This is a genomic window from Dyadobacter sp. 32, from assembly GCF_902506755.1.
Classification (GTDB): domain Bacteria; phylum Bacteroidota; class Bacteroidia; order Cytophagales; family Spirosomataceae; genus Dyadobacter.
On record NZ_LR735258.1, the window covers coordinates 2,446,538 to 2,461,868 of the forward strand.

9 protein-coding genes are annotated in these 15,331 nt (G+C 44.4%); 2 read left to right on the plus strand and 7 right to left on the minus strand.

Annotated elements, in window-relative coordinates:
* Nucleotides 1-418 precede the first annotated feature (418 nt).
* Nucleotides 419-1,060, minus strand: a complete 642-nt coding sequence (locus DYADSP32_RS09885) for a response regulator transcription factor (RefSeq protein ID WP_149242888.1) — start codon at nucleotides 1,058-1,060, stop codon at nucleotides 419-421.
* 493 nt (nucleotides 1,061-1,553) lie between these two features.
* Nucleotides 1,554-1,994, minus strand: a complete 441-nt coding sequence (locus tag DYADSP32_RS09890; protein ID WP_149242887.1) for a response regulator transcription factor — start codon at nucleotides 1,992-1,994, stop codon at nucleotides 1,554-1,556.
* Nucleotides 1,995-2,227: 233 nt separating this feature from the next.
* Between DYADSP32_RS09890 and DYADSP32_RS09895 the strand changes: the two genes are divergently transcribed.
* Both DYADSP32_RS09895 and DYADSP32_RS09900 read left to right on the plus strand, forming a co-directional pair.
* Nucleotides 2,228-2,872, plus strand: coding sequence for a response regulator transcription factor (locus DYADSP32_RS09895; RefSeq protein ID WP_149242886.1), 645 nt, complete (start codon nucleotides 2,228-2,230; stop codon nucleotides 2,870-2,872).
* An 82-nt stretch (nucleotides 2,873-2,954) separates the two neighbouring features.
* On the plus strand, nucleotides 2,955-4,919 hold the full coding sequence (locus DYADSP32_RS09900; RefSeq protein WP_149242885.1) for an ATP-binding protein: 1,965 nt from the start codon (nucleotides 2,955-2,957) through the stop codon (nucleotides 4,917-4,919).
* A gap of 124 nt (nucleotides 4,920-5,043) precedes the next feature.
* Here the strand turns inward: DYADSP32_RS09900 and DYADSP32_RS09905 are convergent, their stop codons facing one another.
* The 5 genes from DYADSP32_RS09905 to DYADSP32_RS09925 all read right to left on the minus strand — a co-directional run bounded on the left by DYADSP32_RS09905 (nucleotide 5,044) and on the right by DYADSP32_RS09925 (nucleotide 15,215).
* Complete coding sequence (locus DYADSP32_RS09905) at nucleotides 5,044-7,176, minus strand: alpha-glucuronidase family glycosyl hydrolase (RefSeq protein WP_149242884.1); 2,133 nt, start codon at nucleotides 7,174-7,176, stop codon at nucleotides 5,044-5,046.
* Between the two features lie 69 nt (nucleotides 7,177-7,245).
* Nucleotides 7,246-9,909, minus strand: coding sequence for a sialate O-acetylesterase (locus DYADSP32_RS09910; RefSeq protein ID WP_149242883.1), 2,664 nt, complete (start codon nucleotides 9,907-9,909; stop codon nucleotides 7,246-7,248).
* Nucleotides 9,910-10,288: 379 nt separating this feature from the next.
* Nucleotides 10,289-11,374, minus strand: a complete 1,086-nt coding sequence (locus tag DYADSP32_RS09915) for an endo-1,4-beta-xylanase (RefSeq protein ID WP_414617667.1) — start codon at nucleotides 11,372-11,374, stop codon at nucleotides 10,289-10,291.
* 179 nt (nucleotides 11,375-11,553) lie between these two features.
* On the minus strand, nucleotides 11,554-13,479 hold the full coding sequence (locus tag DYADSP32_RS09920; protein WP_149242882.1) for an alpha/beta hydrolase-fold protein: 1,926 nt from the start codon (nucleotides 13,477-13,479) through the stop codon (nucleotides 11,554-11,556).
* 44 nt (nucleotides 13,480-13,523) lie between these two features.
* Complete coding sequence (locus DYADSP32_RS09925; RefSeq protein ID WP_149242881.1) at nucleotides 13,524-15,215, minus strand: glycoside hydrolase family 43 protein; 1,692 nt, start codon at nucleotides 15,213-15,215, stop codon at nucleotides 13,524-13,526.
* Nucleotides 15,216-15,331 lie beyond the last annotated feature (116 nt).

Here is a 15,331-nt window from a genome sequence, read left to right on the forward strand (position 1 = left end):
ATCCCATTCGTTTTCGAGGCCATTCCGCACTACCTCCATTCGTTACTTCTTTTCGCGTTCCATATTCCCAGGTGGGTTCCTGAATTATTCTTAAACGAATAAATTTGATCATCTACAAAATTCCATGCTTTCTCACCCTCATACAATCATCTGAAATGGGTATTCTGCTGCCAACAATGAAAGAAAATATACTATGCAGATAGTAGACCTTTCCACCCCCTATTTCAGCGGCTAAGCATATCGAACTAGTACTACTTTTGCATGATCGTGGCGCCTCAAATCACACAGGTTCTGCATACACAAGATCCTGTTTTAGTGATTCAACCAATGGCAAAACCAATTCCGGAAGTTTCAGTATCGGATTTTCCAATTTTGGAAATTGGTATCCTTAGCCCTCAAAAAATACAGCAGTCATCAATCACCCCCCTTTTTGCTTTTTCATTACACTACGCAGTTCAATGATGTCCCGAACTTTCAGTTTCTGAAAAATAGTTGCTTTAACGGTCGATACGGTTGATGCTTTCAGATGAAGCGTTTCCGCGATTTTTGAGGTGCTCATGCCATTACTGAGATAATTTGCTACCCTCAGTTGCTTTGTGGTAAGGCCACGAAGTTTTGTCACCTCCTTTTTTTTATTAAAAACAAATTGGTTCATTATCTCCTCCTCCACTACCGAGTTTAGATAATACCTCTTTTTCAACACATTGTCTACACAATTGACAATCTCAGACAAATCATCCCCCTTAAGAACGTAACCCTGGACACCCGTTTTCAGCGCCTTTATCACATCACCGGCAGCTACCTTTTCTCCGAAAATAATAACAGGTACGGCTGGAAAATTCTTCTTACATCCCTGTATTATCTTATTATGATACTGGTCGATAGTGTCTTCATAAAAACTTAGAATGATCAGATGAAAGGTGTGGTCTTTGTACGCCTCACAAAAATCCTTCATGTTATTTTGGGTATGAATAATAGTCTCATCAAATCGATCCCTGATACTGACGCCAAGTCCGGCAGCCATTACAGGATATTTCTCAATCAGTCCAACTGAAAGCATATTATGGTGGGGTTTGGTTTGTTTTGCGTTAGACAACACAGCCAAGAGAATGGCTTCAACGCGGATAGTTCATTTATTGTTTGGCAAGCTCCGACCGACCCAAATGGAGCGATTGATCGGTAGTATACGCCTGCCTCTTTGGAACGGTTCTGGCAAGACACCCATTGTCTACGAATGTACTTGTTAAGGTATCCGGTGTATAAGCTTTGCTTCTAAAGAAAGTAAACTTAAGCAGCAAAAAATACGCTCAATAAAGATGGGTATCCTTAAAATACCAGTGTGGTTTGTTTTCATTATTGTTTAGTTGTTGTATGAATTTATGTTTGTTGATAAAATATTAAGATTCAGCACATGTGGAATATATCGTGCCTTTTACTTTATATTTTTATAGCTCAGATGCTGCTTGTGATACGCCAATGCAAGTCCCGGCGTGATCTTCGTAATAATATCTGACTATCGAAATAGCTACCGACTTGCCTTTGTTGTAATCAATTTACTGTAAGTCACTACCCGATGAGATCCAGTTCGGAAGAAGCATTTGCAATATTTCGTTGCTGATATATTTTTTTCCCATTCTGACTTCATTAATACATTTTAATAACTCTGTTGTATCTGAAAGTTTTCCAATAAACCCGGTAACACCTGCCTTATAATATCTGGTAAGGCGCGCCTGATCGAGGTTATCATCAAAAAAAACAATCTTGGCCTGGGGGTTATAAATTTTCAATTCCATGATCAGCCTGTCTTGATTATTTGGCCAGTCTTCTGTGTGCCCAACAATATACAAGTCCGATTTTTTTACCAAACTCTCCCTTTTGAGTTGATGAAAACTATCAAACCCTTTGATCATAACATCCATAAAGTTTTTTTTAATGAGCACCTCCAAGCCGGCCCTGATGATCTGGTGCTTGTCAATAATTGTAAGACTGTCCATAAATCGATTTGTTGAGAAAGTCAAAATTTCACACACGCATAAGCCACGACCCTATTCCATCGAAAGGGATCAAAGTCGAACAAATTTGACTCATCAAAGTTCTTGTTTACTATACTTGCAGGCAATCATCCCAAACAAGTATTTTACTACCCTGATTGCCCGAAAATCTACTATATTTGTAGTACACCTCTATATTCTTCTAAATCCTACCTTTGTGTAATATCCGAATCCTTATGCACAACATATCCTACATACCCGCCACACCGGTCATGCTTATAGACGACCATATCCTGGTAGCCGAGGGATTAAGGGAACTTTTACTAAAAATATTACCTCCTGATTCTGTTATCAATGTTTTTTCATCCATAGACAGAGCTAAGGAAAGCCTGGAAGCGCAACCCTATGGGATTGTCATTACGGACCTGGTCATGCCCGGGCAAAGTGTGATGAATTTCATAACCACCACACGTCGACAGTATGCAGATATTATCATACTGGTAATTAGCAGTGTTATGGACACCAGTAGTATCAAGGCGTGTCTGGCAGCAGGAGCTAACGGCTACCTGAGCAAAGCAACCGACCCACGAGAAATAAAACTGGCACTAGAGTACACCAACAGGGGACGTAAATATATTAGCGGCGATTTGAGCGGACGCCTGGCTGACAGCATTTTATCCACCGAAAATACGATACTAACAAACAAAGAATTAGAAATTATTCGACTGATTGCTGCTGGAAATAAAACTAAAAATGTGGCCGAAATGCTATTTGTAAGTCCAATTACAATCATGACGCACAAAAGAAATATCATGAGAAAGCTTAACCTCCATTCCTCCACAGAATTGGTTAAGTATGTATACGAGAACAATTTGATTTAGACCCCGCTTTTATCAGGCACCGTTGACAAACCTACCTGGGTATGAGCGCATATCCTGCCCCACTTCATCCATCATCTTACTTATGAATAAAATAACTGCATTTCTGGCTAGACATAAGACACTCCTGGCTTCCCTGATTTTGTCGCTTCACACCCTGGCCAGCCGGGGCCAGAACGAAGTTATCCATGATCAGGACTGGAATAACTTATTGAACCAGCATCGCTCAGGTACTCTTCACGACACGATCTATTTGATTAAGGCACAAGCCCTCACGGAAAAATCGTTCAAAGACCCATCACTAAAGGAAAAATTGACCAGGTATCGGGAAATAGCCTGGAGTAACGAAGATTACAGACCATTTCGGGTAAAATACTATGCATTTTTAGCCAATCATGCGACGGCTGTACATAAGGAAGGCTTTACCATTTATTACCTGGAGAAAATGGAGAAAGAATTACAGGAAATTAAACCTTACACCAACTCTTTAAATCAACCGCGATTGCTACTTTACATTTATGGAAGGAATAACCATATCAATCAAGACAAACGTATAGCAATCATAGATAGTGTAATGCCATTTTTAAAATCCCTGCCATCGATTCTTTCAAAATCTCCTACTCCTGTTAATACCTGCGTAAACGCCTTCACCATTCTAAAACATGCCTCGAACCTGTACCTGGAACGAAAGGATACATTGAGAGTTCTTGAATCCGTAAATCTGGCAAAACAAATATGGACCCAATTAGAAAAAATTAAAGGGCTCGACAAAGGCAAAATGGAGCAGTGCCAGATGTCTCTTTTTCTTACCCAATGTGCTGGTGCCAGAATTTTATCTGACAATAAAAAAGAGGAAGAAATATTAAAAAATGCCTACAAAATAATCACTTCCAAAAATCAGGTTACTCCACTGTTTAAAGACCCTTTTGAAAGGACTATTTTATCAAACCTAATAGATTTTTATATTTACCAAAACGATCTTGATAGCACGAATCACTACTTTTCAAAATTTAGAGATAAAGTAAAATCCTATAAAACAAATGAATCTGGTGATGGTACAAAATTCCTGCTCTACTCGGGCAAAGTTCATGCCATGAATAAAGACTACATGGCTGCTTATGACGATGTTCTTAAGGCTTATGAAATCAATGATTCCATTATTTCAGTAAAAATGACAGACACCCATAATAATTTGTTTGCCCACCTCATTGCCGAACAAAGCAAAGAAGATTTGATAAAGTCGGAGCAGCAAAAAAGAGATCAGAATGTGCTCATTTTTACTATTTCAATAATCTTACTCACCACCATATTTATTTTTACATGGCGTTTAAGCGTAAATCGGGAAAAGTCTGACAAACAAATAGAAGACTTAAACAAAATGACCCAAATTCAAATTGCCGAACTGGTCGCTTCGGCCCACCAGGTTCAAAAGAAAATGGGAATGGAGCTCCATGATGATATTGCCGGCAGACTAGTCGGTATCTGTAATTCCATCGAAACCGAAGCACTGGAAGAAAAGGATTTAGAAAAAAGAAACAGGCTTGAAACCATTGCCCGAATGGCAAGAGACACTTATAAAAGCACAAGATTAAAAAGCCACGATTGGTACTTCACCGGCACAAGAGAAGAAAGTGCGGCCTTTATAGAAGGTGTCAATAAAATCGTTACCCAGGCTTTACCAGATGGAAAATATGAGAACCAAATTGAAATTGATGTCCATGCGCTCGACAACATCCCCCCGGAGATGCGCATTCATCTGCTTCGGATTATCCAGGAGGCGGTATCCAACATCCTTAAACATGCGAAAGCCGACAAAGTAAAACTGTTTATGTATGAAGAAGACAATCTTTTACATCTTCAGATCATTGATAACGGGAAAGGATTTACGAAAACCCACCAACCAAAAAAGGAAAGTGTTGGGCTAATTTCTCTTAAAAACAGAGTCCAGGAAATGAATGGGACGATAGACATAATCACGAACAGCAACGGCACCGAGATCCTTTGTGCCATACCTGTTGCCATTAACCCTTTCATCGCGACCATGGCATGAAGCTCCTTTCGAGCGATTCCGCGTAACTGAATCACGGCATTTTTTTCGGGTGCATCCCCTCACTTTAATGAATGACCAAAAAACCCAAAAGATACAACGAGAATAAATCCCCATCTGCCCTGCGCTATCTGATCAGATACACCTTCACCGACTGCTTCACTTCTTCCAAAGTCTGTTTTGGCGGCTCAAATGCCGTGGGAATGGGCTTTTTGGCGAAAGTTTGCAAATAAAGCACCCACGAATCCCTCCACCAGACAGCCTCCCGGTGCTGGACCTTCAACCGCTGTGCCACATCGGTGTACACCTGCGGATCCAGGTTGCTTTTTGCAAGTTCCCACTGTTGTTGCATCCAGCGCACTGAGTCAGCGCCCGTGTAAAAACGCGTACAAAGTTCCTCCCAAAGGGTCCGGCCGGTACTTAACTTTTTATCCCAGCCCACATGATGAAACCAAAGAAGATAAGACAGAGGGGTTTTGTCGGGATCAATCCATTGCGCTTGTACCGGCGGCTGGTACTGCGCCAGGGCATTGCTACCGGTAGCAGTGCGGTCAAATCCAAGACCGACGGAATCGGCCCGGTGGTAATACACGGCTGTCCAGTCGGGACGGGAACCTTTGTTCTGCCAGGGTTCGGGAGCGAAGTGAACGCCCATCCAGGGACGCGAAAGTCCGAGAGGCGTGTTGTAGTCGACATAAATTTCCCGTGACCGTAGCATCAAACCGACAATATGCGCACAGGCTTTTTGATTGCGTGTTAAAGTGAGCTCCGTCCATTCCCTGGCAATCTCTTCTGAGCTTAGCTGATGATCCCAACTCAGCCGGCCGAATGCGTACCAGTTAGCCTGAGCCAGCGGATGTCCGGTCCAGTTTCGGGCATTTCCTGTGTTGGCAACTCCGGCCATGAGCGTGCGTGCATAACCATGCAGGCTCCCATCCACCACTTTTGCCACGGTAGCCCCTTCCCCATTAACATAAGTATCCGAATCCAGGCATTCTTTGAAAATTGGCGCCTCATACACGGCATGTGTAGCAAAGCCGAGGTATTCCTGCGTAATCTGAAATTCCATGCCCAATGGCGTTTTGGGCATGTTACCAAACATAGGCGAAAACGGTTCACGCGGTTGAAAATCAATAGGGCCGTTTTTCACCTGTACGATTACTTTGGGATCAAACTTTCCATCCAATGGAACAAATTCTTCGTATGCTGCTTTAAAACGATCCGCATTAGGATCCGCTTTATAGACAAATGCACGCCAGATTACTATGCCTTCAAAAGGCTTAAACGCTTCCGCGAGCATGTTGGCACCGTCGGCATGTGTGCGTCCGTAGTCCTGCGGACCAGGCTCTCCTTCTGAATTGGCTTTGACCAAAAAACCACCAAAATCAGGAATTTCTTTATAAATCTGAGCCACTTTGTCGGCCCACCACGCCCGAACCTTAGGATCCAGGGGGTCGGATGTAGACAATCCGCCCAGGGTTTTCGGTGCAGCAAAGTAGACGGATAAGTATGTTCGGATCCCGTACCTGCGCATGACATTAGCGATGGCCGCAACCTTCAAGATGTACTCCTGCGACATAAACCGTGCGCTGGCATTTACATTGTTGAGCACCGTACCGTTGATCCCCAAAGATGCATTGGCACGCGCATAATCCTCATAACGCGGGTCGACGCACTCGGGTAGTTCATACCATTTCCAGAGGGAAGAACCTGCATAACCGCGCTCGATACTTCCATCCGGATTATCCCAGTGATTCAGCATGCGGTAACGAACCTTTGGGCTACTTGTCTGGCTGAGGCTCTTGACTGAGCGCTGCATCTGTATGTGTCTCAATAATGCAAAAGTGCCGTACAGAATACCGCTCTCCGATTCTGAACTGACCACAATGTTACCTGCTGATAATTGAATCCGGTAAGCTTCTTGCTGCTGGTTGTTTGCCGCAGCAGGTTCTAATTTGAGAACAATACCGCCTGTTTTATTGCCAGAGGAATTGGTCACAGACACATTTTTACCCAAAAGGCTTTTCAGTCCCTTTTGAAGTTCCTGTCCCGCACTCTGAGCGATTTCACCTTTACCTGATAGTCCGATAAATGCTGCATATTTTAAATATTCAGCTTTGACAGATGCATCAGTCAAAGGCTCATATTTAAGCCAAAGTTTATACCCGTCATCGCCGTCAGACGACAATGGATCAGTCGCAAATGATGCCGAATTGAGCAGGATGAAGCTTATGAATACGAATAGAAATTTACTTTTCATGGAAAATAATTTATTGATGGACGTTGTCGTTTCAAGGACTTACTTTTGGGATCTCGAACACCAGATTTCTCATTTGAAATTCTTCAAATGCTCCGCCACATTGAGCATGGTATCGATATAAACCTCATTCTCCTGCGCTTTCAAATAATGCAGCAACTCGCTATGCGCCTCCCTGGAAACATTCAGCGCATGCTCTCCACCTACACCGTGAAACAAAAAAACGAGCAGTTTGCCACTCTGCTGCGCTGCTTTCACCAATGCGATCATTTGCTGCCCTGTCTGCCCAACCATAGAATAACAATCCATGTTGAAGAGGTTCTGCTCCTGCAAAGCATGCATTTCATGTCGCACCGATCTGGCTGCAACAAATTCATCAGAAAGTGTTTGAATAAACTCCCCTTCGGCCACTTTTTTATGACCACAGGTAAAGGCAAAAGTCCGTTTGCTCCGACCGTCAATTGATTTCAAAAAAGCATTACACATCCTGATTTCATCCTGAATTCTGGCCAGACTGTATTTACTCAAATCGTATTCCGGTTTTACCCAGCTCATTCCCGCTGCCGTTGCATCACAGGGATGATATACCGTGTGGTTGCCCAGTTCATGTCCGTTGGCTGCAGCCGTACGCCAGTCTTCGATGCGGTTACGCGCCGCCTCCGACGAAGCAGTGAGGTAAAAGGTGCCTTTCAGACTAAGAGAATCCAAAGCCGGGATCACGTTATCCAGATGCACATGCAGCGCATCGTCGTAGGTCAAAACCACGGCGGTTTTCTTCCCCTTCCAGGGCTTTGATTCATCCAGGATTTCTTCATCCGTTCTGAAAGGCGAAGCGGGCAAGCCTTCCGAGTTGTAGAAATTAACTCCTTCGGGATTATCCTGCCAGGCGTAGCGTACATATTTTGGGAATTTCACCACTTCACTGGACAGTTCAATCTGATCCTTGCCTACTATTTTTGCCTGGGCCCAAACAAACTTCCTGTCATAATCCGCCACCGCAAACCAGCGCAGGGCTTCTCCGTCATTGGATTGTATGCCATTGGCCACGCCGTCAAACGTAAGTAGAATCTTATCCCCCGAAATACGCTTCGATTTGAGCCTCGGACCGCTGTAAATTACATCTTTCTCTTTGTAAGCAATATGCCGGGCTGAGAGCGCCAGCCTTTTACCAATGTCCTTTTTGTTTAAAGGATGAATGTCATTCCATTCGCCCAGATCCAGCGTGACAGTTACCGAAGTGTTGGGCAAGGTTAATGCTTTGTTTTGAGCTTCTCTCAGCAAAGCCATGTTGCTCTCTGCCGGCGTGTAATTCACATCCTGAAAGTTGGGCAACTGCACCACCAGAAAAGGCGCATCGGGATCCTTCCACAAGCTTCTCCAATCGTTGATCAATGCAGGAAGCAGTTTATTGTAGGGCTGCGGATTTTCCGTATTGGACTCGCCCTGATACCAGATAAACCCTTTCACAGACATCGGCAAAACGGGCGCGATCATGGCGTTGAATAAGGCTGTGGGCTGGTTTTGTTGCACCAACGGGCGAAAAACCTTACTGTGATTCACTGGCTCATAAACCTGTCCCACCCGATACTGCCACGTTCCTTTCAAATCGATCTGCTGGTCCTGAAACGTCATGAAATAAGGTTTATCCGGAACAAAACCTCCTTTTCCTGCCTGGTTGGTAACGCGGATCACAAAAGTATTTTTACCCGCTTTGAGTAAATTGGCCGGAATCTCATAACGTCTGGGAGGATACTGGTAGGTGATGTTACCGATTTTTTTGCCATTCACATACATTTCATCCGCATCCACGATACGCCCCATGTAAAGTTTGACGGGTTTTCCGAGCCAGTTTTCCGGCACTTCAAATTCTCTGCGAAACCATACCACGCCGTTCAGGTCTTTAAGTCCCTGATCTTCCCAGTAGCCCGGAATGTTAAAATTACGCCATCCCTTGGGTTGATATGCTTCGCTTTCCCAGAGCTCGACCTGTCCTAAATCCGTTGTTGGCGATGTCCTTTTTCTGCTGCTTAAAAAGCGTCGGTTTAACGAGTTAACATAGGCTGTGTCTTTATTTTGGGCAATGGTTTTTTGTGTGTCAACAAAGTCTTTGTACCCACCTTCACTGATCCATGCTTCAATTGGCGTACCTCCTACCGAGCTATTGATGATTCCGATGGGAACTTTGTATTGATCATAAAGGTCCTTTGCAAAAAAATAGGTCACAGCGCCCATCGTGAGCACATCTTTTGAATTTGCTGTTTTCCAGTTTGATTCAGGCAAATCTTCTTTCGGGCCGTTCAGGTTCGTGGTCGTAGGGATGAAAGAGTTTCGGATGTCTGGATAATTGGCGGATGCAATATCCTCAGAAAAACGTTCCTTCACACGTTCCATATTGATCACCATATTGCTTTGTCCGCTACACAGCCACACATCTCCGAAAGCTATGTTTTTAATCCGGATCTGGTTTTTGCCTTTCAAAACCATTTCAAACCCTGAACCTGCCGGTTGCGCGGGCAGTTTAATTTCCCATTTGCCCTCCGATGTGGTTACTACTTTATAACTTTTGTTTTTCAGTGTCACCGTTACCTTCTCTTTTGGCCCTGCCCATCCCCAGATTTTAACTGGCTGATCACGCTGCAATACCATATTATCCCCGATCAGCTGTGGCAAGCGGATATCAGCGGAGAGATCATACGACAGGAAAAATAGTAGGAATGCAAACTTTAAAATTCTCATGAATTGAGTGGGTAAATGCAATTGGGATACATTGGTGATTGATGCACCTGGTTGCTCTTGTCTGTTCTCTCTCAGAACGATATTAATTAAGTGTCTAAAAATGCTAAGAAGAAATAGACTAAGGTAAAATTCCCATAATAGTCGTTATCGCCCGCACTCCGACTCGATTGCCATTGGTACATCAACAAACTATTGATTTTCAATGAGTCTGATTTGACTGCTCGGGTTTCGACCGCATCGGTGGCCGCTCCGCTCAACCTGCCAAAATCAGTTCATTTTCAGAGGTTTATTCATCAGACAATGGGTATTCAACGTGACAAAGCATGCCCCCCCTGACTAAACCTGACAATTCCTGACCACTCCTGACAACCCTACATTCCTAAAAATTAACCACCCCCTCAAACGCCCTCTTCGGTTTGTAATTCTCATCGAAAAGCAACGGATAATCTTTGCGGCCGGGAACCGGGAAATTATCCAGCCAGCTGTGTTTGTCCGACACATTCCAGAAGGTGACACCTGTAATGGTTCCCTTGTATTTTCTGAATACTTCAAAAAACATCTGATACTGAGCTGCTTGTTTTTCTATCATTTCGGCAGTCAGTTCACCCTGATCACTGGCCCTTTTCTCGCGTCGTCCGTGCTCTTTGGGATAAACCGACACGTCTAGTTCGGTAATCTGTACCGCCAGTCCTAAACTTGCAAACTGTGTGAGCGACTTTTCCAATTCCGCCTGCGTAGGTTCATAAATGGACCAATGCGCTTGCAGACCCACTCCGTGTATCGGCACATTTTTTTCCTTTAATTTTTTAACCAGCTGATATATTTTCTCCCTTTTTGCTGTGCTTTCCGTATTGTAATCATTGTAAAAAAGCCTGGCATCGGGATCAGCGGCATGCGCATATTCAAACGCCTTTTCAATGTAATCATCACCAATGATTTCGTAGAATTTCGTTCGGCGGTAGATGCTTGAACCGGTATCGGGCACCGCCTCATTTACCACGTCCCACGCGTAAATTTTTCCCTTGTAACGGCCCACTACCTCATTGATATGCTGTTTCAAGCGGGCCAGCAGTTCTTCCCTTGTTACCTGTATTCCCAGTGAATCTGTAAAAAACCACCGTGGCGTCTGGTTGTGCCAGCAAAGCGTATGACCTCTTACCATGATTCCGTTTTTTTCTCCAAACGCTACCATGGCATCCGCATCCTTCCAGTTGTAACGATTTTTTTCCGGATGGATAGGACCCATTTTCATGGCGTTTTCAGGCGTCATACTGTTGAACTGCTGTTTGATCAGCTCCGCCTCAGGGCCAGCCAGGCTTCGGGGAGCAACCGCGACACCAATCGGAAAGAAATCTTTGTAAGCGTTCTTTAGCGTTTTTTGTGCCCAAAGATCTTTGGAAGAAAACAGTGCTGCCCAGACGACCACGCATTGAAACAAATACTTAATTCCGTACGCTTTTACCATGACTAATATTGATTAAAAAATGGGATGGTCTTGGGCTGTCGGGTTTCGGCCGTCTGTTATCGACAGTCACATTCTGCACGTAAACAAACCAGACTATTATCTTTACATGCTCTCTATTTTCGATTCTCGTCAGCCTTGGCCCTCCCTCACCGACAGCCAATTGCCGACAGCTGATAGCTTTATTTAAACAACAGCTGCGAAAACTGGAACAAATCATGTCTCCAAACCGGCCAGGAATGTCCGCCAGGGTATTCGCTGTAGGTGTATTTTACGCCAACTTCATCGAACTTAGCCCGCATGATCTTGCAATTTTTAAAAGCGATATCTTCTTCACCTCCCATCGAAATCCAAAAGTTTTTCAGGTTACCATTGATCTTTTCTGCGTTGTTTTTCATAAACGCATACTGAGGCTCGGAAAGAGCCGTATTGTTGGCAAACCAACCCGAGCTGAATACGCCCAGGGAAGAAAACATTTCGGTATTTTTGATTCCGGCATACAAGGTCTGTAATCCTCCCATGGAAAGGCCTGCCAGAGCCCTGTTTTTCGCATCGGCTTCCACCCTAAAACTGCTCTCAACAAAAGGAATAGCGCCCAATTTCAACTCATTTTCAAATTGTTTCAACACATTTTCATTAAAACCCGCGATGCCGCCCGTGCCTCCCATGTTCCCATCCAGCATCACAACGATCATCGGTTTGGCCTTTCCTTCTGCGATCAGATTGTCCAGAATGAGATCCGTTTTTCCTTGTGCAGCCCAGCCTCGCTGATCTTCGCCTCCTCCATGAAGCAGATACAACACGGGATATTTTTCGGCAGAATGATCATAGCCTGGTGGTGTATACACGTACATCTCGCGCCAGGAGCCCATCAGTTTGGAAAGATATTTTTTTATCCGAAGATCCCCATGAGGCACATCTTTTAAGCCATAATAGCCCCCATTGCGGTAAGGAATCTCAATACCACTGGCCATGCGACCCATCCCGTAAAATGTTTCGCTGGCAGGATCAGCCAATGCCACACCATCAATCAAAAGCGAATAATAGTGAAAGCCCTTGCCGATAGAGTCCGTTGTTACTTTCCAGTAACCGCCGGTATCTTTTTTCATTTCGTATTTCTTGCCGAGATCGATCAGTACCTTTTGTGCATCGGGCGCCTTTACCCGAAATACGACCCGGTTATCAGGCAATATCTGCGGGTATTGCGCCGTGCGGATATTAGTTGCAGCACGTGTTCCCAGTATTGTATATTTCGATAAAGATGCATTATCAACAGGTTTAAACAAAAACTGTGAGAACATATATAACCCATTCTTCCACACTTTAAAATCATGCACACCGGGCTCAATGTAATACACATGGGGAACACCGTTTTCAAACATATAATCATGCGTCCTTTTGCTGAATGTGATCAGTCTGTCCTGGTCACCGCAGGAGATAAAAAGTAATTTCAACTTCTTTTTGGCTTCCTCAGGATCAGGCATGAGCTCGGTCGGGATTTTGGTATTTGGAGCCGAAGAGAATCCACCTACCCAGGCAAATTTATCCAGGTTACCCAATCCGAAGTTGAGCGACTGGCCGCCTCCCATGGATAGTCCGGCAATGGCACGGTGCTCCCGATCTTTCAAAACCGGATATTTGCTTTCGATAAACGGAATCAGATCTTTGAGCAAATCCTGTTCAAATGTTGCAAACGCAGCCACCTTGTCCTGCGCCATGATGTTGCCGGTGGCACGGTCGTCTTTCATAGCCCTTCCGTTTGGCATCACCACAATCATGGGTTCGATTTTCTTTTCAGCATACAAATTGTCCAGGATCAGTTGCGGATTGCCGCCTTTCAGCCATTCCTTTTCGTCCCCGCCAATTCCATGTAAAAGATACAGCACAGGGTATTTTTTCTTTTTATCAAAACCCGGCGGCGTGTAAACCAATGCTCTACGATTGTTTCCTACTGTCTTGGACTGATATTGAATCGTGTCTATTTTCCCGGCAAGCTGGTCCTCTTTTACCTTGTCGTATCCCCTTGGCATTTCCATCAGGATATCCTGCGCATCGCTCACCTGGGCCTGCAGTAGCAGGCTCACTGCTATGGATAAAAGTCGTTTCATAATTGAGATAATATTTGGATCAGATCCTGAGAAAGATACAAGCTTCATTTGGAAACCTTTTTAAACATAGGATCATTTCCGCTATACTTCAAATATTTGAACGAAGCCGAATTACCGGTTTGCTCGCCTGATGATGTTGCATACATACCAAACAGACATCCGATAAAACCTCCTGCAACCTGCGTGCTCAGGAATTTCGCATCGACCTTGACTTTCAGCAGTTCCCAGCTATTGCCTTTTGAATAGTAAAAACTGTAAGTATCCCCTTCGGCAACAATGCGCAATTTGACCGGCTTGGAAACATCCAATACCGCCGTTTGCGTGAGCAACTCCATGCTTTTCTTATCCGCTCCGCTTTTAAAAAGCTGAATGACCGGCTTGCCATTCTCGACCGATTTGCCAATAAAATAAAAATGAGATTCATCCTGAAAAATGCTCAGACCGGCTTTTTCCTTTTCCGATTTGGGTGAAAAATCAAGCTCCGTTTCCGTGGTGCAGTATAGATGCTGCTGACGTTTACCTATGAAGGAAGGGTTGCCCATTTCCTGAATCGTTTCCGGTTTCAATTTCATGGTCAGGCCATTTTTCTTCGATAGCGAAAATGAACTGCTGTCAATGGTTCTCATGAAAAGCAATGCAGGATCCAACGTGTTTTCAAAAGTGAGTGTGTATGCAAAATTGCCAGCCTGTGAAAGCGCGTCCTTCTGCTTCACTTCTTTGTAATTCACTACGTACTCGTACTTAATGTCTTTGCTTTCCGGGTTAATGATCGGCCAGTCATCTTTCCATTCAACGGGTGCGATGAAGGTTTCGCGGCCTGTGTTGTAGAAATTACCTTCATAAGGTCTTACTGCAAGAAAAATGGCGTAGGTCCTGCCATCCGGACCTTCAACAAACTGCGCGTGGCCAGCCGAAGTGATCGGATCTTTCCGGTCATCCGGCAATCCCTTTTGTGTCAGGATCGGATTGTTGTCATAAGCCACATAAGGCCCCCACACCGACCGGCTGCGAAACACAACCTCGGTATGATTCACGGACGTTCCCCCTTCGGCAGCATACAGATAGTACCATCCGTTTCTTTTCAGGATATGGGGCGCTTCAATCCAGACCGGTTTCTGGCTCAAATCTACCCCGCCATTGACCAGCTGCTTTTCCTCACCCATTACTTTGAGGGTTACCGGATCAATTTCATAGATCCGGATGGTTCTGTGACCCGGGTACAATGGTTTTCGGTCAGGTGCATCGCTGTTATAAACAATGTAAGCTCTGTTGTCATCATCAAAATACAGGGACGGATCTATACCCCGTACCTGTGGCACCCGTACCGGATTACTCCATGGGCCAGCCGGATTCTTTGCCGTTACGATAAAGTTGCCGTCGTGGTCAATATCGGTACAGGTAACGTAATAGGTTCCGTTGTGATAGCTTATCGCCGGCGCAAAAAGACCTCTGGTTAACCTCTCGCCCATGAAATCCATCTGGGATGCCCGATCAATGACATTCCCGATCTGCTTCCAGTTTTTGAGATCCTTACTGTGAAACACCGGAATACCCGGAAAGTAGGAGAATGTGGAATTGACCAGATAATAATCGGTGCCTACCTTCACCACACTGGGGTCCGGATAAAAGCCGGTTAAAATCGGATTGACCAGCGTGGTTGTCTGTGCCGGGACGCATGGTCCGAAAAGTATCAGGCAGACGAATACAGCTGTGTTAACAAATTGCTTGTTTATCATCTTTTTTAGTTGCTAATAGCTCCCGCATTTTTTTCGTGTTGGCAGGGAAACTTTCTTAAAACTTACAACACATAATCACGAATTAATGTAAGACAATCATCAATCTGATTGCCGAT

Excerpts from the sequence above, each read along its gene's own strand:
- DYADSP32_RS09925 (WP_149242881.1), bottom strand. The coding sequence starts at position 15,215 with ATGATAAACAAGCAATTTGTTAACACAGCTGTATTCGTCTGCCTGATA.
- DYADSP32_RS09895 (WP_149242886.1), top strand. The coding sequence starts at position 2,228 with ATGCACAACATATCCTACATACCCGCCACACCGGTCATGCTTATAGAC.
- DYADSP32_RS09905 (WP_149242884.1), bottom strand. The coding sequence starts at position 7,176 with ATGAAAAGTAAATTTCTATTCGTATTCATAAGCTTCATCCTGCTCAAT.
- DYADSP32_RS09910 (WP_149242883.1), bottom strand. The coding sequence starts at position 9,909 with ATGAGAATTTTAAAGTTTGCATTCCTACTATTTTTCCTGTCGTATGAT.
- DYADSP32_RS09890 (WP_149242887.1), bottom strand. The coding sequence starts at position 1,994 with ATGGACAGTCTTACAATTATTGACAAGCACCAGATCATCAGGGCCGGC.
- DYADSP32_RS09900 (WP_149242885.1), top strand. The coding sequence starts at position 2,955 with ATGAATAAAATAACTGCATTTCTGGCTAGACATAAGACACTCCTGGCT.
- DYADSP32_RS09920 (WP_149242882.1), bottom strand. The coding sequence starts at position 13,479 with ATGAAACGACTTTTATCCATAGCAGTGAGCCTGCTACTGCAGGCCCAG.
- DYADSP32_RS09885 (WP_149242888.1), bottom strand. The coding sequence starts at position 1,060 with ATGCTTTCAGTTGGACTGATTGAGAAATATCCTGTAATGGCTGCCGGA.
- DYADSP32_RS09915 (WP_414617667.1), bottom strand. The coding sequence starts at position 11,374 with ATGGTAAAAGCGTACGGAATTAAGTATTTGTTTCAATGCGTGGTCGTC.